This is a genomic window from Pseudomonas sp. NPDC089407 (assembly GCF_044900445.1).
Taxonomy (GTDB): domain Bacteria; phylum Pseudomonadota; class Gammaproteobacteria; order Pseudomonadales; family Pseudomonadaceae; genus Aquipseudomonas.
The window spans coordinates 49,389-74,802 of record NZ_JBJDNB010000024.1; the positions used below are offsets into that span (position 1 = coordinate 49,389).

Consider the following 25,414-nt stretch of genomic DNA (forward strand, 5'->3'; position numbering starts at 1 on the left):
GCGTTGCGGCCCGATCGCGACACAAGGCCGCTCCTGCAAAGACCGCACAACGTGCGGCTCAGCGCAAGTCGCCAACCATCTTCGCCAGGGTCTCCAGCACCGCGCCGGCCAGTGCCTTGGAGCGCGCGCCCGACCACCCGGTAACGGCATTCGGTGCGTCGTCATGGTCCTTGAACGGCATCTCCAGCGTCAGCGACAGGCAGTCATGTGCCATGCCCACTGCGTTGCAGGCCAGCGTGGTATTGGCCTGCCCAGGTTCGTCACGGGTATAGCCATACACCGTCTGGAAGTCGCGGGTCACGCTGCACAGGGTGCTGCGGAATTGCTCTTCGAGCCTGGCCAGTCGCGGCGTGTAGCCCGGGTTGCCTTCGCACGCGGCGGTGAATACATGCGGGATCTCTTCGTCGCCATGCACGTCGATGAACGCATCCACACCGTACTGCTTCATCTGCGCCTGGGCAAAGAATACTTCCGGGCTGAACTCGACGCTGGCGTCCTGCCAGGCGCGGTTGAGGTCCTTGCCCTTGAAGTTGGTGCGCAGGTGACCGAGAAACGCACCGTCGGGGTTCATGTTGGGGATCAGATACAGGTCGGCCTTGGCCAGCAACTGCAGAACCGCGGCGTCGTTGGCCTGCAAGCGGTCGATCACACCTTCCATGAACCATTCGGCCATGTGCTCGCCCGGGTGCTGCTGGGCGATCAGCCACAGCTTGCGCTTGCCCTCGGCACCGTTACCGGCGCGCAGCAAGGGAATGTCGCGGCCCTGCACGCTACGGCCGCTGGCCAGCAACTCGACGCCAGGCAACTGCCGGGCACGTTCGATCAACTGGTTGTGGCGGGCGCGGGGGTAGGGTTCGAAGTAGGCGAACCAGACCTGGTCCTGTTCAGCCTTCAGTTCGAACGACAGCGCCGTGCCGTCAAACTGACTAGGCACGCGGAACCAGTTTTGCTGGTCGTAGCTGGCCACGGCGTTGTAGCCGCTCCAGGCATTCTTGTACGAGGAGCCGGAGGCGTTGTCGAGGCTGAAGCGATGGACCTGGCCCGGCGTCAGCCCGCTGACCTTGAAATGGAACCACTGGTAGTGGCCGCTGTGGGTGTCCGGGCGGATGGCCAGGCGTACCTGGGCCGGGTTGCTGGCATCCAGCACCTGGATGTTGCCGGAGTCGAAATCGCAGTCGATCGTCAGGGGGGACAGCTTCACGGTCATGGGCCGGGCTCCTTTGCGGGCGTTGTTGTGGGGGTACTGTACACGGCTTGGCTGGGCCAGGGCGCAACTACCGGTTTGCGCTGGGTGAGATGCTGTGCTGAACCTGGGAGCGGGCGTGCCCTATTGCCAGTCAGTCAAGCCATTGCCCCGGCTGCCAGCTGGCCGCCCTACAGGAAAGGAGGGGCCTACAGGCCATGCATACCTACCGCCGCCGCCCTGCGCTACAGGTTGTAATGAGCCTTTCCAACAAGGAGAGGCCCAAGATGCCAACCCCACCACCATCCGACGACTCCATCGATACCCTGGTCGCCAGCCGCTTGCCCGGGTGGCTGACGCAGGCCCCAGCACCGCGCCTGCTTGAACTGCATGTCTGTTTGCGAGAGCAACAGGCAGTGCAGCAGCGTTTGGAGGCGTTGTTTGGCAGCCTGACGCCATTGGATGAGTTCGCAGCCCCTTTGCTTGAGAAGATGCTCTTCGAGCAGCTCGCGTGCTCAGTGGATGTACGCAAGGCAGAATTGCAGATGCCTCTGCCCGAACATTACCCCGCTGCGCGACCAGAAGCGCCGGGAGGCGTTCGCAAGCGCACGTTGCAGCACAGCTTGCTGGTCTGCGCGCTGCAAAACTTCAGTGATGGCGAAGCCAAGTCATCGGGATTGATGGACTCATCCAAACTGCTGGATGCCATGGGTGAACCCTTGCCCATGGCAGCGAGGGCCTTTGCCGGTCAATGCCGCAGACTCGACCTCGGTGGGCAGTATCAGGCCCATCTCAGGCAGCAACTGCTGGCGCCGGGCGTTGCCACATTGCTTGAGCAAGGCCAGCGCCATGTACTTGAAGTAGCCCTGCGCCTGGCGGCTCTGCGCGGCGATATCGATGAAACGGCGTTGATCCAATGTTTGGCGGCGATCGCTGCTACGCCAGGGGTGGTAACGCGGATGCGCCCGGCGGCGCTGGGTGTTCTGGGCATTCAAGTGCGTGGCGCGGTCGCATTCGAACTCCATCGTCAAGGACAAGGCGAGGGGCAACTGCAAGGTGTGTTGTGCTGGTTGCCTGATGACCCCCACGGTGCGATAAGCTGGCACGCATCCTGGGACGTACTGTTCCAGGCCTTGGGCGTGCGCTTCCGTCTGCCGGGCTACCCAGAGTACTTTCAGCGCTTTGTAAGCGAACGAGACCGTGAGCGCTACACGCTGGCATTGGCCCACGCCATGGCGCAGGGCAGCGGGCATGCAGCGGTGGTGCTCGACGGGCGTCATGAGGTCATCCATGAGCCACTGTTCCAGCACATGCGCCAGACCCTGCTCGACACCCTGTTCGACGATGCAAAGGTGCTGGCAGTGCCCACTGCCGAGCAGGACAGCGGCGAGCGTGATCGGTGCCTGCAATTCTACGCAAGCCTCGGTCTCGACCTGCTGGGGTTGGCAAGTTTCTATGTGCCAGGACTGGGGTTGCCATTGCTGGCGATCGGCGCTTTGCAAGTGGTCGGTGATGTCTATGAAGGCTACGTCGACTGGCAACTGGCGGAGCGCCAAGGCGCGCTGGAGCACGCGTTCAGTGTGGCAGTGAACGTGGCATTAACGCGCCAAGCCTAGATCGACAGCCAAACCGAGGAAATTGGGAGCGGGCACGCCCGCGAAGCAGGCGACGCGGAGGTTGATCAGAGCCCCAGTTCGCTGAGGCCGGGGTGATCGTCCGGGCGCCGGCCCAACGGCCAGTGGAACTTGCGCTCTGCTTCGCTGATGGGGTGTTCGTTGATGCTTGAATGGCGGTTCTGCATCAGGCCGTCATCGGCAAATTCCCAATTCTCGTTACCATAGGCGCGGAACCACTGGCCGCTGTCGTCGTGGTATTCGTAGGCATAGCGCACGGCGATGCGGTTGCCGGTAAAGGCCCACAGCTCCTTGATCAGGCGGTACTCCAGTTCATGGTGCCATTTGCGGGTGAGGAACGCCTCGACCTCGACACGGCCGCGGGGGAACTCGACACGGTTACGCCAGACCGTGTCCGGGGTGTAGGCCAGTGTGACCTTGGCCGGGTCGCGGCTGTTCCAGCCGTCCTCGGCCAGGCGAACCTTTTCGATGGCGCTTTCGCGGGTGAAAGGGGGCAGCGGTGGGCGGGACATCGGAGTACTCCTTGGGGCGGGCTTGGGGCGGGTTGGCAGGGAGTAGCGTAGTACGCTCGGTCGTGTCCGGACATCGGTGCAGGAGGCATTTCACTGTTTCGCTCAGTGAAACAAACAGGCGTTGATCTGCTTGATACAGAACAACATATGACTCTCTAATTTGACGTGGTCTTGTGGGAGCCGCGCTTGCCGGCGATGGGCTGCGCAGCAGCCCCAATGCAGGCGACACCATTTCGACTGATTGTGATTGACTTGAGATTTTGGGGCCGCTGCGCAGCCCATCGCCGGCAAGCGCGGCTCCCACAGAGCTCGAGTATCTTTAGGCTGGGTCGGTAGCCCTGTTGTCTGTTACCTTGCTCCGCCCACCTAGCCAGACCAGCAACAGTCCGGCCGCCGCCAGCACGCCACCGGCCATCGGTACGGCGGCATAGCCCAGGTCAAGGCTGATTACTGCGCCACCCAGCGCCGCACCTACGGCATTACCCAGGTTGAACGCGCCGACGTTGATCGACGAAGCCAGCCCCGGCGCCTCGATGGCGGCGATCATCACGCGCATTTGCAGCGGCGGCACTACGGCAAAGGTGAACATGCCCCACACCAGCAAGGCGATGGCGGCACCGACATGGCTGCCCAGCACCAGCGGCATCAGCAGCATGATCACTGCCAGCGCCGCGAGGAAAATCCGCGCTGCCCCGTCAAGCGACCAGTCGGCCAGGCGGCCACCCAGGCTGTTGCCGAGGGTAAAGCCAACCCCGATCAGCACCAGGCCCAAGGTAACGAAGCTGTCCGAAGCGCCAGTCAGTTCGGCCAGCACCGGCGCCACGTAGGTGTACAAGGTAAACATGGCACCGGCACCCAGCACGGTGGTGGCCATGGCCAGCAGCACGCTGGGGCGGGCGATAACGGCCAGTTCCTTGCGCACATGCGGCACGCTGCCACGTTCCCCCTTGGGCAGGGCATACCACAACGCGGCCATGGCCAGCAGGCCCAGCACAGCAGTGCCGGCAAAGGCCATGCGCCAGCCAACCTGCTGGCCGACCCAGGTGGCGGCCGGCACGCCGCCGATGTTGGCGATGGTCAGGCCCATGAACATGGTGGCTACGGCGCTGGCCTGTTTGTCCTTGGGCACCACGCTGGCGGCAACCACTGCACCGAGGCCGAAGAACGCCCCATGGTTGAGGCTGGTGACCAGACGCGAGGCGAGCAGGGTGTAGTAGTCTGGCGACAGCGACGACAGCAGGTTGCCCAGGGTGAAGATCGCCATCAGTGCCATCAGCGCAGCGCGCTTGCCGAAACGGCTGAACAGCAACGTCATGATCGGCGCGCCGACCATTACGCCAATGGCATAGGCGGTAATCAGCATGCCGGCGCTGGGGATGCTCACATCCACGCCTTGGGCAATCACCGGCAGCAGGCCCATCGGGGTAAACTCGGTGGTGCCGATGCCAAAGGCACCGATCGCCAGGGCGAACAGGACCTTGCTGGAGGAAAGAGCGCTCATCGAGAATCTCCGACTGTGAGCAGGTTGAGTACAAAGCCTAGGGCGGCCACCGGAGCAGCCGCGTAGGGGGCAGATCAATCCCAGTTTGGCGCCAGGCCGTCAGGGCTGACTTCGCGGCCGTTGCGCTCGAGCTTGGCGATACGCGCCATGTCGTCGGCGTCCAGCTTCAGGTCTCGGGCAAGCAGGTTGCTGGCCAGGTTCTCGCGCTTGGTCGACGACGGGATGACCGCGTAGCCCAGCTGCAGGGCCCAGGCCAGGGCAACCTGGGCGAGGGTGGCCTTGTGCTTGGCAGCGATCTCGGCCAAAACCGGGTCTTTCAACACCTTGCCGTAGGCCAGGGTCATGTACGACGTGACGGTGATGCCTTGCTCCTTGAGGAACGCAGTCAGCTTGCTGTTCTGCAGGTACGGGCTGAGCTCGATCTGGTTGGTGGCAATTTCGCCCTTGCCGACCACTTCGATGGCCTGGCGGGTCAGCTCGATGTTGAAGTTGGACACGCCGATCTGACGGGTCAGGCCCAGTTTCTTCGCTTCGGCCAGGGCGGTCATGTATTCGCGCAGTTCAACGCCGTTGCCGGGGGCTGGCCAGTGGATCAGCAGCAGGTCGACGTAGTCGGTGCGCAAGTTCTGCAGGCTTTCGCGCAGGCTGGGGATCAGTTTGTCGGCAGCGTAGTTGTCGACCCAGATCTTGGTGGTGATGAACAGCTCGCTGCGCGGCACGCCGCTTTCGGCGATGGCCTGGCCCACGTCAGCTTCGTTCTTGTAAATCTGTGCAGTGTCGATGACTCGGTAGCCCAGTTCGAGGGCTGACTTGACCGAGTCGATGACGGCCTGGCCGGTGAGGCGGAACGTGCCGAGGCCAAAGGTAGGGATGCTCATGCTGGTTCTCCTGGGGGAATGATCGGGTAGGGCAACAGTGTGGGCGGTTACCCTCAATTGATTAAGCCGGGCCGGGGCCAAGGACCTTTGCCGCAAAGTCAAGGGTTGCTGCCGATAGCTGCACAACGAGGCGGAGCGGGTGGTGCAATGAATAGGCAGATGACCCGCAGTGCAATGGTCAAATCGCAGCTTTCGCCCACAGGAGCCCGCGATGGCCAGTTCGAATTTTTCTGACGACTCCACCGACGCCTTGATTGCCAGCCGGCTGCCGGCCTGGCTGAGCGCAACGTCATTGGATAACCTGTACGGCTTGCACGAGAGCCAGCGTCGTCAACAGCTGTTGCAACAGCAGTTGCACGATCTGCTGGCAAACATTGCAACGGCGGATGCCTTCGCCGAGCCGCTGCTGCGGCATGAGTTGCAGGCCCAGCTTGCGCTGACACTGGATGTTCGTCGGGCGAAGCTGCGGCGCAAGGCCTTGCTGCGCTTCCCCTCGTATATCAGCCACATTCCCGACGGGATCAAAGAGCAGGTGTACGAGCATAGCCTCCTGCAAGCGGCCATGCATAACTTCACCGAGGCTGAAGCACCCAACAGCGCGATCATGCCAGGCACGGTGCTGCTGGATGAGCGCGGACGGCGCTGCACGCTGCGGCCGTCGCGCTTTTACAGCCTGTGCCGGGCACTGGATGTGGGTGGGCAGTACCAGTCTTATCTGCGTGCGCAATTGAACCCGGGAGGGGAAGCCGGCAGCCGCATCGAGACGCTCTTTGAGCTCAGTATCCGCGCCAATCTGGAGGCGGCGCTGCGCTTGTCGCTGGCCAACGGCGAAATCACCGGACGGGCGCAGGGCCTTTGCACACCGCTGGTTGCCCTGTGCGCGACCGATGGTTCGTTGCTACCCGGCGTGAAGCCGAGGCAGTTGCGGGTATTTGGCCTGCAGGTCCGCGGTGCGGTGGCGTTCGAACTGGATGATCAGGCGGCTACCGGCGGGGGCGGGGAGGGCATACTGTGCTGGATCCCTGACGACCCCAGCGGCCCCCTGACCTGGTATACCTCCTGGGGGCAGCTATTCCTTACCCTGGGCAAACAGTTCCGCTTGCCAGGTTACGTCGACTTCTTTCAGCGCTTCATCGGCGAGCAGGACCGCGAAGCCTACATGCAAGCCTTGAGCAAAGCGCTGGCTGGCAGTGCATTGGATGCACCGGTACCGCTTGACGGCCGCCGTGAGCCTATCGGGCAGCCATTGTTTGCGTACCTGCGCAAGCTGCATATCGACACCTTGCTGGAGAATGGCCGCGTGCACGCCGTACCCACCGCCCAGGTAGATGCACGGGTGCGTGACCGGCGCCTGCATTTTTATCTCGGTGTGGCTCTGGATGCGTTGAGCCTGGCCAGTTTTGCCCTGCCAGTGCTGGCTTTGCCGCTGTTAGGCATCAGCGCGTTGCAGGTGGCTGACGAGGTGTACGAAGGTTACGCCGATTGGCAGCTGGGTAACCGTCAAGGGGCGCTGCAGCACCTGTACGCCGTGGCCGAGACGGTGGCCATGACGGCGGTGAATGTGGGCGCAGGCGCGGCAACGCAGCGCCTGGCCCGCGCCGCCCACGTCGAGCAGCTGGTACCTGTGCACACTGCAGCCGGCGAATTGAAACTGTGCGACCCGGCCTTGCCGGGCTATGCCGTCGAGCACCGCGGCGCAGTAGCCGAGCTGCTCGATACGGCGCAAGGTGAGTACCTGCGTACCCCGGCTGCCAGCTACCTGACCTACCTGGATGCTGAAACGCAGCAGCGGCGCATCCGCCACCCACGGCGCGCCGATGCCCATGCGCCGCTGATCGAAGACAACGGCGCCGGTGGCTGGCGCCATGAGCTGGAGAGCCCGTTGCAATGGCAGGACAGGCTGGAACTGCTGCAGGGGCTACAGCGCGATTGGGCGCAGCTCGATGCGCAGACGGCAGAGAATGTGTTGTATGCCACGGGGTTTACTGACGACCAGTTGCGCCGCCTGCATCTGGACCAGCAGCCCCCGCCCGCTCGCCTGCGTGACGCGGTGCAGCGATACCAACTGCATGCCCAGGCGCCCGAATTGTCGGGGGAGGATTTCGAGCAGTACGTGCAAGCACAACAGCCGGCCGCCAGCGCAGTCGAGGCCTTGTTACGCAGGGACTTCCCCGGTTTGAGTGGCAACGGTGCGCGGGAGCTTGTCGAACAGGCCAGCGAGGCATCATTGGAACAGATGCAGGCGCGACAACGCGTACCGTTGGACATGGCCGAGCACGCGCACTGGTCCCTGCGTGATGCGCGCCTTGACCGCGCCTGTGCCGGCTTGCTGCAGGCGGCAGCGCTCAATCGTGATACCGAACAACTGGCCTTGGGCCTGATTGCCGACCGTGCGCCCTGGCGCAACGTGCGCGTTGAGCTGCGCACGGCCTCGCCCAGTGGCGAAATGATCGCTTGGGCCGGTGTACGGGACTCTAGCAAGGTGCGCACGGTGGTCAGGGGTGAACGTGGTTACCTGGCCCTGGATGCAAACGGGCAGCCGCTGCCCCTTGCGCAGGCCGGCGACACCCTGTTTGAAGCATTGAGGCTGCAACTTGACCCTTGGCAGAAAAGCGCCTTGGGCAACGCCGGCGAATCGCCCGAGGCACTGTCGCGTGCAATGGCTCAGTGGGCGGCCGGGCAGCGTGACAGGGTCGCCACGCTGCTAGGCATGGCGCCGGTCGGGCTTGGCTTCAGGCCGCCCTTGCGGCTCGGCGATGGGCGGCTAGGCTACCCCATGAGCGGTCGGGGCGAGAGCAGTAACAGCGCATTGCGGCGCGGGATGCAGTTACTTTTTGCCCAGGGTGACGACCTTGTGGATGAGTTTGTGGCGAACGCGCGGCGGCAGGGGGTGTTGCCGTGGAACCGCTTCTTGAACCTGTGCGAGCAACTGCGCGCACTGGATAGGGCTTTGGGGCAATGGCGCCGGCAGGCGAGCGGGCCGATACAGCTGATCAGGCGGATACGCATGGCCCGCCGTATCCGGCGTGCCTGGCAGAGGCAAGCTGCTGGGGAGCACGGGGAATACTCGCTGGACCTGGCGGGGTTCAGGTTGGGAGCGCTGCCAGCGCTTCCCGAGTCGGTGAGTTTTACCCATATTACTACGCTGAACCTGCGCGACATGAACCTCACTGCCGCGGCCGACAGCTTTCTTGCCCGGTTCCCGAATGTACAGCGCCTGGACTTGTCGCAAAACCGTCTGACGATGATCCCGCAGACGCCTCACATGACCCGGTTGCAGCAGGTCGACCTGCGCAACAACCAGATTGTCGAGGTGACTGAAGCACAAGCACAGGCGCTACGCCTCAGTCCTGACCGCGTGCGCTTGCAGGGTAACCCGCTGTCTGCGGCAGCCCTCGAGCGTTTGGCTGCGCAAGCACCGCCCGTTGCCGAATTGCAGCCGCAAGCAGGAGACCCCTGGTTCGAAGGCATGAACCAGCAGTTTGTTGCGCAATGTCGAACCGAGTGGCAGACCCTTAATCAAGATGCTGACAGCGTCGGCTTCTTTGTATTTCTTGAAGAACTGCGCAACGGCGAGGCTTATGCGCACGATCCGGCTGACGTTCGTCGCCAGGTCAATGAACTGCTCTGGGCCATGTATCGTCACACGTTGGTCCGGGAAACACTGTTCCAGATGACAACTATGCCTCGGCGCATCACCACGCTTGATGAAATGGTGGTCGGCTTGAAGGTGGCGTTGCGAACGGAGGGCATGCGCGGCCGGCGCCTGGAGCGAGAGCTGCGCGACCTGGGCCGTGAGCAATTCCGGCTCGATCAGTTGAACCGCATTGCTGCCAGGCATATTGAAAATTTGCAGGCAAGCGGCCAGCACGTCAATGACAACGAAGTCTACCTGGCATTGCGTACCCGGCTTGCCGAGCCATTAGGGCTATACGGCCAGCCCAGGTACCTCGACTTCGACCATGTTAGCAGCGTGACGTCGGAGGATCTGGTTGCGGCGGAAGCGGCTGTTTATGAGGCTGAGAGCGCTGATCAGCTCAGCCAGTTCCTCGCGCAGCAACGCTTCTGGCAAGACCATGTGCGGTTGGCGTATGCCGATCAATTTGCAGGGTTGACCGGGGCTGACGCAGCAGAGCGCAGTGCCGCAGAGCAGGCGTTGACGTTGAGCCTTGCCCGTGGAAACGCTTGGGCCTGGTACCGCCTGCAACCGCCACATGGCCCGGGCACCCGTGCGTTCGCTCATCTATCCCGGCGTCTTGAAGAAAGCCTTCAGCTTTGGCGAGGTCAGGAGGGCGACCCCGAACATGTCGGGCGAACACATCTGGCGAATGTGCTGCGCAACTTATGGCAGTCACAGTACCGGGGGGGTGGGGAGTCTGCGGATACCGAGATGGGCGGGCAGGGCATCAGTTCGTTACCAAGGCTGGCGCCGGGTATCATGTTTGACCGGTTGAACAGCTTCACCTTGTGCAACCAGCAGCTCAGAAGGGTGGACGCAGATTTCCTCAGCCGCTTTCCCAATATGACAGTGCTGGACTTGTCCGGTAACCGGTTGGCTACGCTGGATGGGCTTGAGCATTTGCCACGCTTGCAGCGGCTCAGACTGGGTGGTAACCAGCTAAGTACGGTTGAAGGGCTGGAGCACCTGGGCCAACTGGTAGAACTGGACGTGAGCGGCAATGATCTGAGCGAAGTGCCCGCTGCAGTGGAACGGTTGACGCAACTGAGCAGTCTGGATCTTTCGTTCAACCAGTTGACGCGCCTGGAAGAGCGGCTAATGCAGCTGGTAAGTCTGGAAAACCTGCAACTCAGTGGCAATCTACTGGCCGATCTGCCAAGTGGACTGATGAGTCTGGCACGGCTCAGAACGCTCAACTTGGGCGGCAATCAGTTGACGACGGTACCCTATGGGCTCAATCAGTTGGGCAGACTGGTCGAGTTGTACCTGCACGACAACCACATCACGCTGGATGTCGAAAGCCAGCCACGACTGGAGTGGTTTTCCAGCCTGCAAGTGCTCACCCTGGGCAGAAACCCGTTAGGTGCGCTGCCACAATTGCGTTTCAACGTTCACCTGCAATACCTGTCCCTGCGGGATAGTGGCCTGCGCAGTTTTCCGCTTGGTTTGCTGCAGAGCCACCCGGAGCTGGTAGTGGATTTGCGAGGTAATCGCATAGAGACGCTGAGTGAGCAGGCTTTGGCCTGGGTTGAAGCGCACCCGCAGTATGCCAACCTCGAGCATAACCGCCTGAACGAGGCGACCCTGCTGCGCATACGGCAGGCTGTGGTGCGGCTGCAGGAGGAGCAGGCAAGGGCGGCGCAGGAGCAGCAGCCGCAGTTGACCTTGCGGGCACCTGGACGTCGAGCCTGAGGTTCAGCGACCTCCACAGGCTTGAAGCAGGCTGGCCCGTCATGGACAGGGCCAGCCTTGCCATGTTCAGCGGCGGCGGAACAGCGGCAGCGGCTCGTCGGTGGCGGCCTGGTAGGTCACCGAGAAGTCCTTCAGGCTTTGCAGCGCGTCTTCCGGGTCTTTGTCGGCACGGATGGCAAACGCATCGAAACCGCAACGGGCCATGAAGAACAGCTGGTCGCGCAACACGTCACCAATGGCACGCAGCTCACCGGTGAACTTGTAGCGGTCACGCAGCAGGCGAGCATTGGAATAGCTGCGCCCGTCGGTGAAGGCCGGGAAGTTCAGGGCGATGACCTGGAAGTACTGCACGTCTTCGCCGATCTCTTCTGCTTCCTGGTCGCTGTCCAGCCACACGCCCAGGCCGCCATCGCGAGCTTTGAGCACGTGGGCGTGGTCGCGCCACATCTGCAGCGGCACGATGTAGTCGTCACAGTTGGTCAGCTCGTCGAACGAAAAGTCCTTGGGCAGCAGGTGCCAGGTTTCGTCGACGATCTGGTTGTTCTTAATGATTCGCTGCATAGACGCGTTCCTTGAAGGGGTCGATACCGATACGCTGGTAGGTGTCGATGAAACGCTCTTCCTCGGTACGTTGCTCGACGTACACGGCGATCAGCTTCTCGATCACGTCGGCCATGGCATCCTGGGCGAACGACGGGCCAAGGATCTTGCCCAGGCTGGCGCCGCGTGCAGCGTTGCCGCCCAGCGATACCTGGTAGAACTCCTCGCCTTTCTTGTCCACGCCGAGGATACCGATGTGGCCCACGTGGTGGTGGCCGCAGGCGTTCATGCAGCCGGAGATGTTCAGGTCGATCTCGCCGATGTCGAACAGGTAGTCCAGGTCGTCGAAACGGCGCTGGATGGACTCGGCAATCGGGATCGACTTGGCGTTGGCCAGCGAGCAGTAGTCACCACCCGGGCAGCAGATGATGTCGGTCAGCAGGCCGATGTTCGGGGTCGCGAAGCCGCCTTCGCGCAGTTCCAGCCACAGCGCGTGCAACTGGCGCTGCTCGACGTCGGCCAGGATGATGTTCTGCTCGTGCGAAGTACGCAGGAAGCCGAAGCTGTAACGCTCGGCCAGGTCGGCCACGGCGTCCAGCTGCTTGTCGGTGAGGTCGCCAGGGGCAACGCCGGTGGGCTTCAGCGACAGGGTCACGGCTACGTAACCCGGGCGCTTGTGAGCGCGAGTGTTGCGCGAGCGCCAGCGGGCGAAACCTGGGTATTCGGCGTCCTGGGCGGCGTAGTCGACGTTATCGAGGGCCAGGTACTCCGGGTCGACGAAGTGGCGCGATACCCGCTGTACTTCGGCTTCGGTCAGGGTGGTGTTGCCGCCACGCAGGTGGACCATTTCGGCCTCGACCTTCTCGGCGAACACTTCCGGGGTCAGGGCTTTGACCAGGATCTTGATCCGCGCCTTGTACTTGTTGTCACGGCGACCGTAACGGTTGTACACGCGCAGGATGGCGTCGAGGTAGCTGATCAGGTCTTGCCATGGCAGGAATTCGTTGATGAACGAGCCGACCACCGGGGTACGGCCCAGGCCACCACCGACCAGTACACGGAAGCCCAGCTCGCCGGCGTCGTTGCGCACCGGCTCCAGGCCAATGTCGTGCACTTCGATGGCAGCGCGGTCTTCCTGCGAGCCGTTGATGGCAATCTTGAACTTGCGCGGCAGGTAGGCGAATTCCGGGTGGAAGGTGGTCCACTGGCGGACGATCTCGCACCATGGGCGCGGGTCGATGATTTCGTCTGCGGCGACACCGGCGAACTGGTCGGTGGTGGTGTTGCGCAGGCAGTTGCCGCTGGTCTGGATCGCGTGCATCTGCACGCTGGCCAGCTCGGCGAGGATGTCCGGGATGTCTTCCAGCGCCGGCCAGTTGTACTGCACGTTCTGGCGGGTGGAAATGTGGGCGTAGCCCTTGTCGTAGTCGCGAGCGATCTTGGCCAGGGTGCGGACCTGGTTGGCGTTCAGCTGGCCGTACGGCACGGCGACACGCAGCATCGGCGCGAAACGTTGGATGTATAGGCCGTTCTGCAGGCGCAGAGGGCGGAATTCTTCTTCGCTCAGCTCACCGGCCAGGTAGCGGCGGGTCTGATCACGGAACTGCTTGACGCGGTCCTCGATGATCCGCTGATCGTACTCGTCGTATACGTACATAAAAGTCCTGTCTCAGGCATGCAGCTATTCGCGCGCACGGCCGCGCACTCCGGTTCGGAGCCGGGGAACGATAGCAGGTTGCGTTTATGCGCTAAAGTGATGTTTTTGCATATGAAAAGAACCAAATGGACTATGTGAGACTGACTGCCATTTGTGCCCGGGGCCGGGCCTGGCGAGTATAATCCGGCGTTTGCTTTGCAGAGATGTCAGCCCATGCTCAAGGCGTTGTGCCAAAGCGTGTGTCTTGCCTTGCCGCTGGCGGCAAGCGCACAACCGGCTTCGGTGGTGTTCATCAACCCGGGGTTGTCTACCGAAGCTTTCTGGACCAGCTACAGCCGTTTCATGCAGGCCGCCGCCGATGAGCTGGGCATGAACCTGCGGGTGGAATACAGCGAGCGCCGGGCCGACCTGGCGTTGACCCAGGCCAGGGCGATTCTCGGCGGGCCACAGCGGCCGGATTACCTGGTGCTGGTCAACGAGCAGTATGTGGCGCCAGAAGTGCTGCGCCTGTCGCGGGGTACCGGGGTGAAGCTGTTGCTGGTCAATAACGGCCTCACCGCCAGCCAGATCCGCAGCATCCAGGCCCAGCCCGACAAATATGCCGAGCCTTGGGGCACCTTGACGAGCAACGACGAGCAGGCAGGCTTCCAGATGCTGCACCAGATGGTCGCGCACTTGCCCCGCGACAGCTTGCCGGTGGACCTGGTGGCGTTTGCCGGGGTCAAGACCACCCCCGCCTCGCAGTTGCGCGAGGAGGGTATGCGCCGTGCCCTGGCCGACTTCCCTCAGGTACGTCTGCGCCAGGTGGTGTATGGCGGTTGGAGCCGCCAGCGCGCCTACGAGCAGGCTCAGCAGTTGCTGGAACGCTACCCGGCCACCCGCCTGGTGTGGTCGGCCAATGACGAGATGGCCTTCGGCGCCATGCAGGCCTTCGAAGAGGCCGGGCGTGTGCCTGGGCGCGATGTGCTGTTCAGTGCCGTCAACAACTCGCCTGAGGCCCTGCGAGCGCGTATCGACGGGCGCCTGAGCGTGCTGATGGGCGGGCACTTCACCCTGGGCGGGTGGGCCATGGTGATGCTGCACGATGATGCCCAGGGGTTGGCGTTGAGCCGCGATGGCCTGCGCGAGCACAGTGCCCCGGTGTTGCAGGCCATTGACCAGGCCAAGGCCAGGCGCTGGCTGAAGTTGCTGGAACGGGACGACTACGGCGTCGATTTTCAACATTACAGTGCCGAAGGGCAGCCAGCCGGCTATCAGTACCCGTTTCTGACGTCACCGGTCGAATATTGAAAGACCCTGCTTGAGGGAAGGGCATTGCTCGTCTTAACTGCTGGTGGTGAAGTGCATTCCCATAACCACTACAAGAGGCAATGCAATGGGAAACTCAACCAAGGTCCGCAAAGCTGACAGCAGTGTCGATGCCTGGGCGATCCTGTGCCTGATCGTTCTGGTGGTGGTCACTGCCGTGTATTGGGTCAGCCACCAGTGACTTGAAACTCAAGACCGTGATGCAGCCAGGGCGCCTGCGGGAGGGAATCTCGCGGGCGCTTTTTGTTTTACCTGTGCCGGCCTCTTCGCGGGCAAGCCCGCTCCCACAGGGACCGCACCGGCTAACGGGTAAGGTGCAGGGCCAGTTGCACCAGGCCGATCAGCACGGCAATGAACACCAGGGTGAACAGCGTCCCCAGCGCAATGAAGTGGCTGGCTTTGCCGTGGGTGAAGTCGCGGGCGCGGTTCTTGCCGCTTTGCACACCGAACGCGGCGGCGAGGATGCTGTGCAGCATCTGCCAGAAGGTCGGGGGTTTGCCCTGGCTGGAATCGTCCATGGAGGCTCCTGAAGAATCAGAGGCAATCAGGGACAGTGTAGGTGGCAATTGGGGCTGCTGTGCAGCCCATCGCGACACAAGGCCGCTCCTACAAGGGATTGCATTCCCCTGTAGGAGCGGCCTTGTGTCGCGATGGGCCGCAAAGCGGCCCCAACGGTTTTAGCTGTCGTACCCGAGGTTAGGCGCCAACCAGCGCTCACTCACGCTCACATCCTGGCCTTTACGCGCGCTGTAGTTCTCGATCTGGTCCTTGTCGACCTTGCCCACCGCAAAGTACTGCGCCTGCGGGTGGGCAAAATACCAGCCGCTGACCGCTGCCGCCGGGAACATCGCAAAGTGCTCGGTAAGGAACACGCCGCTCGGCCCGGTCTCGCCGATGGCGGTGCCATCAAGCAGGCGGAACAGGGTTTCCTTCTCGGTGTGGTCAGGGCAGGCCGGGTAGCCCGGGGCCGGGCGAATACCGCTGTACTGCTCCTTGATCAGCGCCTCGTTGTCCAGGTGCTCGTCGCGGGCATAACCCCAGTGCTCTTTACGCACCTGCTCGTGCAGCCATTCGGCGCAGGCTTCGGCCAGGCGGTCGGCCAGGGCCTTGACCATGATCGAGCTGTAGTCGTCGCCCTTGTCCTGGTAAGCCTTGGCCACTTCCTCGGCACCAATGCCGGCGGTGGTGATGAAACCACCCACGTAGTCGGTCAGGCCGCTGGCTTTCGGCGCAACAAAGTCGGCCAGCGACCAGTTGGGCTTGCCGTCCGGCTTGATGGTCTGCTGGCGCAGGTGGTGCAGGGTGGCCATTGCCTGGCCGTCTGCGCCGTAGACTTCGATGTCGTCGTCTGCCACCTGGTTGGCCGGCCAGAAGCCGAACACCGCGCGGGCATTGATCAGCTTTTCGTCGATCAGCTTGTCGAGCATCTCGCGGGCATCCTTGTACAGCGCCGTGGCGGCCTCGCCGACCACCTCGTCGGTAAGGATGCGCGGGAACTTGCCGGCCAGGTCCCAGGAGATGAAGAACGGCGTCCAGTCGATGTATTCGGCCAGGGTGCGCAGGTCGATGTCTTCCAGCACCTTGACGCCGGTGAAGGAGGGCACCGCGGGCTGATAGCTGGCCCAGTCATACTGTGGTTTGGCCGCGATGGCCTTGTCGTAGCTGAGGCGCTCGGTGCGGGCGCTGCGGTTGGCGGTGCGCTCGCGCACTTCCACGTAGTCCTGGCGGGTTTTCTCGACGAAGCCCGGCTTCAGCTCTTTGGACAGCAGCTGGGTGGCCACGCCCACCGCACGCGAGGCGTCGGTGACGTAGATGACCGCATCGTTGCTGTATTTGGGTTCGATCTTGACCGCAGTGTGCGCCTTGGAGGTGGTGGCGCCACCGATCATCAATGGCAGGTTGAAGCCCTGGCGCTGCATTTCACGGGCAACGTGGACCATCTCGTCCAGCGACGGGGTGATCAGGCCGGACAGGCCGATGATGTCGCACTTCTGCTCGCGGGCGGTTTGCAGGATCTTCTCTGCCGGTACCATCACACCAAGGTCGACGATGTCGTAGCCGTTACAGCCCAGCACCACGCCAACGATGTTCTTGCCGATGTCATGCACGTCGCCTTTGACCGTGGCCATCAGGATCTTGCCCTTGGCTTCCGGCTTGTCGCCTTTCTCGGCTTCGATGAACGGAATCAGGTGGGCCACGGCCTGCTTCATCACGCGGGCCGACTTGACCACCTGGGGCAGGAACATCTTGCCGGCGCCGAACAGGTCGCCGACCACGTTCATGCCATTCATCAACGGGCCTTCGATCACTTCGATCGGGCGTGCGCACTGCTGGCGACATTGCTCGGTGTCTTCGACGATGAACGCGGTGATGCCCTTGACCAGCGCGTGCTCCAGGCGTTTTTCCACCGGCAGCGAGCGCCACTCTTCGTTTTCCACTTCCTTGATGGCGCCGCCGCCGCGGTAGTCGTCGGCGATCGCCAGCAGGGCATCGGTGCCGTGCGGGGTGCGGTTGAGTACCACGTCCTCGACCTTCTCGCGCAGTGCTGCCGGGATCTCGTCGTAGATCTCCAGCTGGCCGGCGTTGACGATACCCATGGTCAGGCCGTTCTGGATCGCGTGGTACAGGAACACCGAGTGGATCGCCTCACGCACCGGGTTGTTGCCACGGAACGAGAACGACACGTTGGACACACCGCCCGAGCTCAGCGCGTGCGGCAAGTGATCACGGATGAAGGCACAGGCCTCGATGAAGTCGACGGCGTAATTGTTGTGCTCTTCGATGCCGGTGGCGACGGCGAAGATGTTCGGGTCGAAGATGATGTCTTCCGGCGGGAAGCCCACTTCGTTGACCAGAATGTCATAGCTGCGCTGGCAGATTTCCTTCTTGCGCGCGGCGGTGTCGGCCTGGCCGACCTCGTCGAAGGCCATCACCACGACGGCGGCGCCATAGCGCTTGCACAGGCGGGCGTGGTGCTTGAACTGCTCGACACCTTCCTTCATGGAGATGGAGTTGACGATGCCCTTGCCCTGGATGCACTTCAGGCCCGCCTCGATCACTTCCCACTTGGACGAGTCGATCATGATCGGCACGCGCGAGATGTCCGGCTCGCCCGCGATCATGTTGAGGAAGCGAACCATGGCCGCCTGGGAGTCGAGCATCCCTTCGTCCATGTTGATGTCGATCACCTGGGCGCCGGCTTCGACCTGCTGCAGGGCGACTTCCAGCGCTTCGGTGTAGTTCTCTTCGCGGATCAGCCGGGCGAACTTGGCAGAACCGGTGATGTTGGTACGTTCGCCAACGTTCACGAACAGCGACTGGCGATCGATGGTGAACGGCTCCAGGCCCGACAGGCGGCAGGCCTTGGCGATTTCCGGGATTTCCCGCGGCTTGTACTTGGCCACGGCCTCGGCAATGGCCTGGATGTGCCCCGGGGTGGTGCCGCAGCAACCGCCGATGATGTTGAGGAAGCCGCTGGCGGCAAACTCTTCGACCACCGCGGCCATTTCGGCCGGGGTTTCGTCGTACTCGCCGAAGGCGTTCGGCAGGCCGGCGTTGGGGTGGGCGGAAACGTGCGTGTCGGCCTTGGTCGCCAGTTCTTCCAGGTACGGGCGCAGGTCCTTGGCGCCGAGGGCGCAGTTCAGGCCCACGGAAATCGGCTTGGCGTGGCGCACCGAGTTCCAGAACGCTTCGGTGGTCTGGCCCGACAGGGTGCGGCCGGAGGCGTCGGTGATGGTGCCGGAGATCATGATCGGCAGTTCGACGTTGTCGTCCTCGAACACCTGTTGCACGGCGAAGATCGCCGCCTTGGCGTTGAGGGTGTCGAAGATGGTCTCGATCAGGATCAGGTCGGCGCCGCCCTCGATCAGGCCGCGGGTGGCCTCGACGTAATTTTCTACCAGTTCGTCGAAGGTGACGTTGCGGTAGCCGGGGTCATTGACGTCCGGGGAGATCGAGCAGGTGCGGCTGGTCGGGCCGAGCACGCCGGCGACGAAGCGCGGTTTGTTCGGGGTTTCCAGGGTCTTGGCATCGGCCACTTGGCGGGCGACGCGTGCACCTTCGACGTTCAGCTCGTAGACCAGCGACTCCATGCCGTAGTCAGCCTGGGAAATCTGCGTGGCGTTGAAGGTGTTGGTTTCGAGAATATCGGCGCCGGCGTCCAGGTAGGCCTTCTCGATGGCAGCGATCACATCGGGGCGGCTGAGCAACAACAGATCGTTGTTACCCTTTACATCGCTTGGCCAATCGGCGAAACGCGTGCCACGATAGTCGTGTTCCTCGAGACGGTAGCTTTGGATCATAGTACCCATGCCGCCGTCGAGGATCAGGATGCGCTCTTCGAGTGCGTTCTGGAGTGCTTGGAGACGAGCGCTGCGGTCGGACATAGGAACTACCTGGTCGGGCAAATAACAGAAGGTGCAGAATCATAACAAAGCTGCGCGCTTTTTAGGTGTATCGCCCATTTGCATGAAAATGGCTCATGTTGGGGCGCCAGCGACGTTCAGCACCAAGGACGACCAGGCAACAAATCGTGATGGCTTTCAAGAACCAGGACTTTCCGCACATGGTGCATCGTTTCCTTGCCGGCGCCTTCGCCCTGCTCATCAGCGGCGCGGTGTTCGGGCAAGCCCCGCAGTCGAGCCCGGCTATTTCCTACACCCGGGATATACAACCCATCTTCACCGAGAAGTGCGTGGCCTGCCACGCCTGCAACGACGCTGCCTGCCAGCTCAAGCTGGAAAGCCCCGAAGGCGCGGTACGCGGGGCCAGCAAGGTCCCGGTGTACCAGGGCGAACGTAGCACGGCGGTACCCACTACGCGGCTGTTCTACGACGCCCACAGCGAGGGTGAATGGCGCAAGAAGGGCTTTTACTCGGTACTCGACAACCAGGGCAGCCAGGCCGCGCTGATGGCGCGCATGCTCGAACTGGGTCACAAGACCCCGCTTACGCCCAACGCCAAGCTGCCCGAGGAGATCGTCCTGGGCCTGAGCCGTAACAACATGTGCCCGTTGCCGCACGAGTTCGATGCCTATGCCGGCGCCCACCCCAAAGAGGGCATGCCGCTGGCGGTGACCGGGCTGACCGACAAGGAATATGACACCCTGCGCCGCTGGCTGGCCGCTGGAGCGCCGGTCGAGTACCAGCCGATCAAGCCGAGTGCGGCCGAAGCCAAGCAGATTGCCGACTGGGAAGAACTGCTGAACCGCCCGGGTTCCACCGAAGCACTGGTTGGCCGCTGGCTGTACGAGCACCTGTTCCTGGCGCACATCTACTTTGTCGGTGGCGAGCAGGGCCACTTCTTCCAATGGGTGCGCTCACGTACGCCCAGTGGCCAGCCGGCCGACATCATCGCCACGCGCCGGCCCAACGACCCACCGGGCACCGACTTCTATTACCGGCTGATCCCGGTGCAGGGCGTGATCGTGCACAAGACGCACATCACCTACCCGATGGGGCCGCAGAAGCTCAAGCGCGTCAAGCAGCTGTTCTACGCCGGTGACTGGCATGCCATTGCGCTGCCCGGCTATGGCCCGCGCCACCGGGCCAACCCGTTCGAAACCTTCGAAGCGATCCCGGCGGTGGCGCGCTACCAGTTCATGCTGGATAACGCCGAGTACTTCGTGCGCACCTTCATCCGCGGCCCGGTTTGCCGTGGGCAGATCGCCACCGACGTGATCCGCGACAACTTCTGGGCACTGTTCCAGGAGCCGGCCCACGACCGCTACATCACCGATGCCCAGTACCGTGGCGAGGCTACGCCGCTACTGGCCATGCCCGGGCAAATCGATGACGTGGGCAGTGTGCTGAGCCTGTGGCATGCCTACCGCGACAAGCGCAACGACTACGAGAAGCTGCGCCGTGAAGCCTATGCCGACATGCCGGCACCGGGCTGGTCGACGCTGTGGGCCGGTAACGACAACGCGCTGCTGAGCATTTTCCGCCACTTCGACAGTGCTTCGGTGACCAAGGGCCTGATCGGTGATGTGCCGCTCACCGTGTGGCTGTTCGACTACCCGCTGTTCGAGCGCACCTACTACCAGCTGGCGGTAAACTTCGACGTGTACGGCAACGTTTCGCACCAGTTGCAGACGCGCCTGTACTTCGACCTGATCCGCAACGGCGCCGAGGTCAACTTCCTGCGCCTGATGCCGGCGGACCAGCGCAAGGCAATCCTCAGCGACTGGTACCAGAACAGTGGCAAGGTGAAGATGTGGATGGATTATGAAGACATCGACACCGACACGCCGAGCGGCATCAAGCTCGACCCGCGCAACCCCAAGCGCGACTTTGGCCTGAAGCTGCTGCAGCGTACCGGTAGCCTGAATGCCGCGCCTGACCCGATCAACCGCTGCCAGGGCGCGTTCTGCTCACGGCCGCAGGTGAGTGAAGCGCCGCAGCTTGGTGAAGAGTTCCGCAATGCCGAGCAGTCGCTCAGCCGCCTGGTGTCGCGCCCGGCTGCCGGGTTGAAGGTGATCAACCAGCTGCCCGAGGCGACCATGCTGCGCATCGAAGGGCAGGGTGGCCAGCGCCAGGTCTACAGCCTGCTGCGCAACCGTGCGCACAGCAACGTGGCGTTCCTGCTGGGTGAGGCGTACCGCTACCAGCCTGGCCTGGACACGCTGACCTTGTACCCGGGCGTGCTCAGCAGCTACCCCAACTTCATCTTCAATATTCCGACTGCGGATGTGCCGGAGTTCGTCGAGGACATGGAGTATGCGAAGGATGATGCCGCCAAGTTCGAGCGCATTGTCATGCGCTGGGGCGTGCGCCGCAGTCACCCTGATTTCTGGCGTTACTTCCATGACCTGAACAGCTACATCAAGGAGACCCAGCCGGTCGAAGCGGGTGTGCTGGACATGAACCGCTATGAGAACCTCTGATCAGGTTGGCTGACCTTTCCGGGTGCCCTGCGGTCGGAAAGGGTGGGTGGTCCGGGGGCTGCGTTGCAGCCCAATCGCCGGCAAGCCAGCTCCTACAGGTCCTGCGTCGCCTTCGGGTTTACGTGGTCCCTGTGGGAGCTGGCTTGCCGGCGATGGGGCGCACAGCGCTCCCAAAGGCCTCAATGCACCGCCAAGCGCAGGGTATTTCATGCTGTATTCGCTTCAGGCACTGCGGGCGTTCGCCGCCTGGGTGGTGGTTTGCCACCATTTCATGCAGATCTTCTTCGACTTCCACGCCACCGGCCCCATCGGCCAACTGCTCACCGACCGTGGCGCCGTAGGTGTCGACATCTTCTTCGTCATCAGCGGGCTGGTCATCTACCTGTCGACCCGCGACAAAGCCATCGAACCGCGCCAGTTCCTGCTTAACCGGGCGCTGCGTATCGTCCCGGCCTACTGGTTCTACACGGCACTCATGGCGGCGCTGCTGCTGGCCTTCAGTCAATGGATGCCGCATCAGGAATTCGATTGGCACCACTTATTGCTCTCGTTGCTGTTCATTCCAGCGGAAAACCCCGGTGGTTATGGTCTTTACCCAACGCTGAACGTGGGCTGGACACTGAATTTCGAGATGTTCTTCTACCTGTTGTTCGGTCTGGCATTCCTGGTTCGCCATCGTCACCTCCAACTGCTGATGACGGCGGCGCTGCTGGTGGTGAGCGAGGTGCTGGGCCGCCTTGGTTTGCTCAGCCACTTCTACAACAACGGCATCATCTACGAGTTTCTGCTGGGTATCGGCCTGGGTGTGGTTTACCGTCGTGGCCTGATTCGTGAGGGGTTGTGGGTGCCGCTGGCGCTGTTGGCGGTGGCAGGCTTCGCGCTTTATCACCTGGACGCTTCCCAGCGCCTGCTGCACTGGGGGCTGCCGAGTGCCATGATCGTGTTGGCGTTTGTGTCCATGGAGCCCTTGTTCAAAGGTAACCAGGTGCTCAAGGCATTGGGCGACTGTTCGTATTCGGTCTACCTGATTCACGTGCTGGTGCTTTATGCCGGCTGGTTTGCCAGCGAACGGCTGGGTTTGAACCCGTACCTGGTGTTTGCCCTGTGCGTGCCGTCCATTGGACTAATGTCGTGGTTCAGCTACCACTGGCTGGAGCGCGGCCTGTACCGGCGCATGCAGGCCTGGCTGGCGGAACCACGGGGGGGAACGCCGGAATATGCGCTTTCCCGAGTCAATTACTAGGACTTTGTACAAAGGCCGGGTTGGCGTACACTTGGCGGCAAGTCTGTGAGGAACCTACATGAGCGCTATAACCATTACCGACGCCGCCCATGACTACCTGGCCGATCTGCTTTCCAAGCAGAATACGCCTGGCATCGGCATTCGCATTTTCATCACCCAGCCGGGCACCCAGTACGCAGAGACGTGCATTGCCTACTGCAAGCCGGGCGAAGAGAAGCCTGACGACACCGCCGTGGGTCTGAAGAGCTTCACCGCTTACCTGGACGCGGTCAGCGTACCGTTCCTGGAAGATGCCCTGGTCGATTACGCCACTGACCGCATGGGTGGCCAGCTGACCATCAAGGCACCGAACGCCAAGGTGCCGATGGTCAACGAAGACAGCCCGATCAACGAGCGCATCAACTACTACCTGCAGACCGAGATCAACCCCGGCCTGGCCAGCCACGGCGGGCAGGTCAGCCTGGTGGACGTGGTCGACGACGGCATCGCCGTGCTGCAGTTCGGGGGTGGTTGCCAGGGTTGCGGCCAGGCCGACGTGACCCTGAAGGAAGGCATCGAGCGCACCCTGCTCGAGCGTATTCCGGAGCTCAAAGGCGTGCGTGACGTGACTGACCACTCGCAGAAAGAGAACGCCTACTACTAAGGCCGACGCTGAGTTGGTGCGATCGTTGTAGGAGCGGCCTTGTGTCGCGATCGGGCTGCAAAGCAGCCCCGGCAATCTTGCGGAATGGCAAAGATCCCGGGGCTGCTTTGCAGCCCGATCGCGACACAAGGCCGCTCCTACATGGATGGCGTATCAGCGGTTCTCTTAGCAACAAAGTGTTACGGTTTCAACCCCTGCGACAACAGGCCGCAGCCCGTATTCAAAGGGCTGCAGGCGATCCTCGCCTTGGTCGGGTAGAACCCCTCTGGGCGTCATGCCAGAATGCCCCGGTTTTTCGACCGGCCCGTCCCGAGGGTCGGCACCTTCCCTGTAAAGGATGGTTTCATGAATGATCTATATAGCCGGCGTGCAGTTGTCGCCGGCATGGGCGTTCTCGGGCTCGGCCTGCTGGCGGGCTGCAGCCCGGCCCGGGGGCTCGAGTTCAAGTACGGCAAGAACATGAGCAACGAAATCCTCGGGCGCAAGTTCAGCCTGAAGGACCCGCAAGGCAATGTGCGCACCCTGTCGAGCTTCTACGGCAGCATGCCGATGATCTTCTTCGGCTTTACCCAGTGCCCGGCTGTGTGCCCAACCACGCTGGCGCGTGCGGCACAGATCCGCAAGACGCTGCGTGGCCGTGACCGTGACCTGTTCCAGGTGGTGTTCATCACCCTGGACCCGGAACGCGACACCCCCGAGGTGCTGGACGCCTACGTCAAGGCCTTCGACCCGACGTTCGTCGCGCTAACTGGCACCCCCGAGGAAATTGCCGCGGTGGCCAAGGAATTCAAGGTGTTCTACGAGAAGGTTCCGGCCGGGGACACCTATACCATTTCTCACTCGTCCACCAGCTACGTCTACGATACACGTGGCACCCTGCGCCTGAGCCTGGGCCATTCCCTGAATGCCAAGGAATGCGCCGAAGACCTGGTCACCCTGATGGAGATCTGCTGAATGTCGATGCAACCGATCAAACGCGGCCTGGCTGCCCTGGTCCTGATGGGCCTGGCACTTCCTGCTTTCGCCCAGACCACCGTGAGCGATGCCTGGGTACGTGCCACGGTGCCGCACCAGCCATCCACCGGTGCCTTCATGACCCTGACCGCCAGCAGCGACAGCAAGCTGGTGAGCGTGGCATCGCCCGTGGCCAAGACCGTGCAGGTGCATGAAATGACCATGAACGGTGAAGTGATGGGCATGCGTGAGGTGAACGCTGTCGAGCTGCCAGCCGGCAAGCCCGTGACCCTGGACCCGAATGGCCTGCACGTGATGCTGATGGGCCTGAACGATCAGGTGAAAGAAGGCGACAAAGTGCCGCTGACCCTGACGATTGAAGATGCCAAGGGCGCCAAGGAAAGCGTGGACGTGCAGGCTGAAGTGCGTGCGCTGAACGCCGAGGCGGGCGGGCATGATCATATGCACATGAAGCACTGACAGCTTTGAATGGGGCTGCCTGTGGGAGCGGGCTTGCCCCGCGAACACCGGCAAAGCCGGTGCCATTCACTGCGTTGCCTGCTTCGCGGGGCAAGCCCGCTCCCACACCGGCCCCAGTCTCAATCAGCTGCGAAACCTGGGCAATGGCCTGTCGAGGGTCAACGAGGTCAAGGTCTTGCGGACCTGGGCTTCATCGGCCTCCAGGGCCTTGAGGCTTGCACGGATCTTGCCGGCGGCGGGCATGTCGCCCTGCCGGTCGATCCAGTCGGCAATCTCCTTGCAGGCACTGCTCAGGCAGGCCTGGCGCTGGTTCATCAGCGACAGGAGGGTGGTGAGCTCTCTTTCGGACATGGCAGGATCCTCCATTCAGCCTTGACAGTGTAGCAGAGGACTGGCGGGTCTCTGCTGCGCTGGCAACAAAGTCAGGGCGCCGGCGAAGGGCTGCCTTGGCGCGAAAGTAATAACAAGTTACTTATCAAAATCGATAAATAAAGTGTTTAATCTCATGCCGCCTCGCCGCATGCAGTTTGGGCTTTAGCTGCTGGGCGACAGTGTTCAGAATGTAGGAATTTTCCCAGTCCCGGTTTCGCAGGTGGGTGCAGTGACAATGCTGTTACAACTTGGTCG

General features: G+C 62.5%; 17 protein-coding genes. 8 read left to right on the forward strand and 9 right to left on the reverse strand.

Annotation, left to right across the window (positions count from 1 at the left end):
• Window positions 1-58 precede the first annotated feature (58 nt).
• Window positions 59-1,207, reverse strand: coding sequence for a M14-type cytosolic carboxypeptidase (locus tag ACI2KG_RS18720; RefSeq protein WP_404662898.1), 1,149 nt, complete (start codon window positions 1,205-1,207; stop codon window positions 59-61).
• A 263-nt stretch (window positions 1,208-1,470) separates the two neighbouring features.
• Between ACI2KG_RS18720 and ACI2KG_RS18725 the strand changes: the two genes are divergently transcribed.
• Window positions 1,471-2,799 (forward strand): dermonecrotic toxin domain-containing protein, encoded by a 1,329-nt coding sequence (locus ACI2KG_RS18725; protein WP_404662899.1) that lies wholly within the window; start codon window positions 1,471-1,473, stop codon window positions 2,797-2,799.
• A gap of 65 nt (window positions 2,800-2,864) precedes the next feature.
• Here ACI2KG_RS18725 and ACI2KG_RS18730 read toward each other — a convergent pair whose 3' ends face one another.
• From ACI2KG_RS18730 to dkgB, 3 genes are all read right to left on the reverse strand, one after another.
• Window positions 2,865-3,329, reverse strand: a complete 465-nt coding sequence (locus tag ACI2KG_RS18730; protein ID WP_404662900.1) for a DUF1348 family protein — start codon at window positions 3,327-3,329, stop codon at window positions 2,865-2,867.
• A gap of 319 nt (window positions 3,330-3,648) precedes the next feature.
• On the reverse strand, window positions 3,649-4,830 hold the full coding sequence (locus ACI2KG_RS18735) for an MFS transporter (RefSeq protein ID WP_404662901.1): 1,182 nt from the start codon (window positions 4,828-4,830) through the stop codon (window positions 3,649-3,651).
• A gap of 74 nt (window positions 4,831-4,904) precedes the next feature.
• Entirely contained in the window at window positions 4,905-5,708 is an 804-nt protein-coding gene (dkgB, locus tag ACI2KG_RS18740) for a 2,5-didehydrogluconate reductase DkgB (RefSeq protein ID WP_404662902.1), read from the reverse strand.
• Window positions 5,709-5,919: 211 nt separating this feature from the next.
• Between dkgB and ACI2KG_RS18745 the strand changes: the two genes are divergently transcribed.
• Window positions 5,920-11,079, forward strand: coding sequence for an NEL-type E3 ubiquitin ligase domain-containing protein (locus tag ACI2KG_RS18745; RefSeq protein WP_404662903.1), 5,160 nt, complete (start codon window positions 5,920-5,922; stop codon window positions 11,077-11,079).
• Between the two features lie 66 nt (window positions 11,080-11,145).
• On the opposite strand, the gene ACI2KG_RS18750 is transcribed toward ACI2KG_RS18745, so the two are convergent.
• Window positions 11,146-11,640 (reverse strand): DUF934 domain-containing protein, encoded by a 495-nt coding sequence (locus ACI2KG_RS18750; protein WP_400617391.1) that lies wholly within the window; start codon window positions 11,638-11,640, stop codon window positions 11,146-11,148.
• Window positions 11,624-13,276 carry a nitrite/sulfite reductase gene (locus ACI2KG_RS18755; protein ID WP_404662904.1) on the reverse strand — a complete coding sequence of 551 codons (1,653 nt, stop codon included), beginning with the start codon at window positions 13,274-13,276 and terminating at the stop codon, window positions 11,624-11,626. The genes ACI2KG_RS18750 and ACI2KG_RS18755 overlap by 17 nt, the downstream gene beginning before the upstream one ends.
• Window positions 13,277-13,489: 213 nt before the next feature.
• On the opposite strand from ACI2KG_RS18755, the gene ACI2KG_RS18760 reads away from it, so the two are divergent.
• A complete protein-coding gene (locus ACI2KG_RS18760) occupies window positions 13,490-14,566 on the forward strand; it encodes an ABC transporter substrate-binding protein (RefSeq protein WP_404662905.1) in 1,077 nt (358 codons plus the stop codon).
• A 320-nt stretch (window positions 14,567-14,886) separates the two neighbouring features.
• On the opposite strand, the gene ACI2KG_RS18765 is transcribed toward ACI2KG_RS18760, so the two are convergent.
• Window positions 14,887-15,102: a DUF2970 domain-containing protein gene (locus ACI2KG_RS18765; RefSeq protein WP_043201995.1), complete on the reverse strand. Its 216-nt coding sequence runs from the start codon at window positions 15,100-15,102 to the stop codon at window positions 14,887-14,889.
• A 159-nt stretch (window positions 15,103-15,261) separates the two neighbouring features.
• Window positions 15,262-18,969 carry a methionine synthase gene (metH, locus tag ACI2KG_RS18770; protein ID WP_404662906.1) on the reverse strand — a complete coding sequence of 1,236 codons (3,708 nt, stop codon included), beginning with the start codon at window positions 18,967-18,969 and terminating at the stop codon, window positions 15,262-15,264.
• 179 nt (window positions 18,970-19,148) lie between these two features.
• Between metH and ACI2KG_RS18775 the strand changes: the two genes are divergently transcribed.
• From ACI2KG_RS18775 to ACI2KG_RS18795, 5 genes are all read left to right on the forward strand, one after another.
• Window positions 19,149-21,467 (forward strand): fatty acid cis/trans isomerase, encoded by a 2,319-nt coding sequence (locus tag ACI2KG_RS18775; protein ID WP_404662935.1) that lies wholly within the window; start codon window positions 19,149-19,151, stop codon window positions 21,465-21,467.
• A 208-nt stretch (window positions 21,468-21,675) separates the two neighbouring features.
• Entirely contained in the window at window positions 21,676-22,710 is a 1,035-nt protein-coding gene (locus tag ACI2KG_RS18780) for an acyltransferase family protein (RefSeq protein ID WP_404662907.1), read from the forward strand.
• Between the two features lie 58 nt (window positions 22,711-22,768).
• Window positions 22,769-23,353: a Fe-S biogenesis protein NfuA gene (gene nfuA, locus ACI2KG_RS18785; protein ID WP_003250416.1), complete on the forward strand. Its 585-nt coding sequence runs from the start codon at window positions 22,769-22,771 to the stop codon at window positions 23,351-23,353.
• Window positions 23,354-23,698: 345 nt separating this feature from the next.
• Window positions 23,699-24,307: an SCO family protein gene (locus tag ACI2KG_RS18790; protein WP_400617385.1), complete on the forward strand. Its 609-nt coding sequence runs from the start codon at window positions 23,699-23,701 to the stop codon at window positions 24,305-24,307.
• On the forward strand, window positions 24,308-24,787 hold the full coding sequence (locus ACI2KG_RS18795; RefSeq protein WP_404662908.1) for a copper chaperone PCu(A)C: 480 nt from the start codon (window positions 24,308-24,310) through the stop codon (window positions 24,785-24,787). It abuts the gene before it with no gap.
• 123 nt (window positions 24,788-24,910) lie between these two features.
• Here ACI2KG_RS18795 and ACI2KG_RS18800 read toward each other — a convergent pair whose 3' ends face one another.
• Window positions 24,911-25,138: a hypothetical protein gene (locus tag ACI2KG_RS18800; protein WP_023381060.1), complete on the reverse strand. Its 228-nt coding sequence runs from the start codon at window positions 25,136-25,138 to the stop codon at window positions 24,911-24,913.
• Window positions 25,139-25,414 lie beyond the last annotated feature (276 nt).

Excerpts from the sequence above, each read along its gene's own strand:
- ACI2KG_RS18725 (WP_404662899.1), top strand. The coding sequence starts at position 1,471 with ATGCCAACCCCACCACCATCCGACGACTCCATCGATACCCTGGTCGCC.
- ACI2KG_RS18775 (WP_404662935.1), top strand. The coding sequence starts at position 19,149 with ATGGTGCATCGTTTCCTTGCCGGCGCCTTCGCCCTGCTCATCAGCGGC.
- ACI2KG_RS18760 (WP_404662905.1), top strand. The coding sequence starts at position 13,490 with ATGCTCAAGGCGTTGTGCCAAAGCGTGTGTCTTGCCTTGCCGCTGGCG.
- dkgB (WP_404662902.1), bottom strand. The coding sequence starts at position 5,708 with ATGAGCATCCCTACCTTTGGCCTCGGCACGTTCCGCCTCACCGGCCAG.
- ACI2KG_RS18750 (WP_400617391.1), bottom strand. The coding sequence starts at position 11,640 with ATGCAGCGAATCATTAAGAACAACCAGATCGTCGACGAAACCTGGCAC.
- ACI2KG_RS18730 (WP_404662900.1), bottom strand. The coding sequence starts at position 3,329 with ATGTCCCGCCCACCGCTGCCCCCTTTCACCCGCGAAAGCGCCATCGAA.
- ACI2KG_RS18765 (WP_043201995.1), bottom strand. The coding sequence starts at position 15,102 with ATGGACGATTCCAGCCAGGGCAAACCCCCGACCTTCTGGCAGATGCTG.
- metH (WP_404662906.1), bottom strand. The coding sequence starts at position 18,969 with ATGTCCGACCGCAGCGCTCGTCTCCAAGCACTCCAGAACGCACTCGAA.
- ACI2KG_RS18755 (WP_404662904.1), bottom strand. The coding sequence starts at position 13,276 with ATGTACGTATACGACGAGTACGATCAGCGGATCATCGAGGACCGCGTC.
- ACI2KG_RS18745 (WP_404662903.1), top strand. The coding sequence starts at position 5,920 with ATGGCCAGTTCGAATTTTTCTGACGACTCCACCGACGCCTTGATTGCC.
- ACI2KG_RS18735 (WP_404662901.1), bottom strand. The coding sequence starts at position 4,830 with ATGAGCGCTCTTTCCTCCAGCAAGGTCCTGTTCGCCCTGGCGATCGGT.
- ACI2KG_RS18720 (WP_404662898.1), bottom strand. The coding sequence starts at position 1,207 with ATGACCGTGAAGCTGTCCCCCCTGACGATCGACTGCGATTTCGACTCC.
- ACI2KG_RS18795 (WP_404662908.1), top strand. The coding sequence starts at position 24,308 with ATGTCGATGCAACCGATCAAACGCGGCCTGGCTGCCCTGGTCCTGATG.
- nfuA (WP_003250416.1), top strand. The coding sequence starts at position 22,769 with ATGAGCGCTATAACCATTACCGACGCCGCCCATGACTACCTGGCCGAT.
- ACI2KG_RS18780 (WP_404662907.1), top strand. The coding sequence starts at position 21,676 with ATGCTGTATTCGCTTCAGGCACTGCGGGCGTTCGCCGCCTGGGTGGTG.
- ACI2KG_RS18800 (WP_023381060.1), bottom strand. The coding sequence starts at position 25,138 with ATGTCCGAAAGAGAGCTCACCACCCTCCTGTCGCTGATGAACCAGCGC.
- ACI2KG_RS18790 (WP_400617385.1), top strand. The coding sequence starts at position 23,699 with ATGAATGATCTATATAGCCGGCGTGCAGTTGTCGCCGGCATGGGCGTT.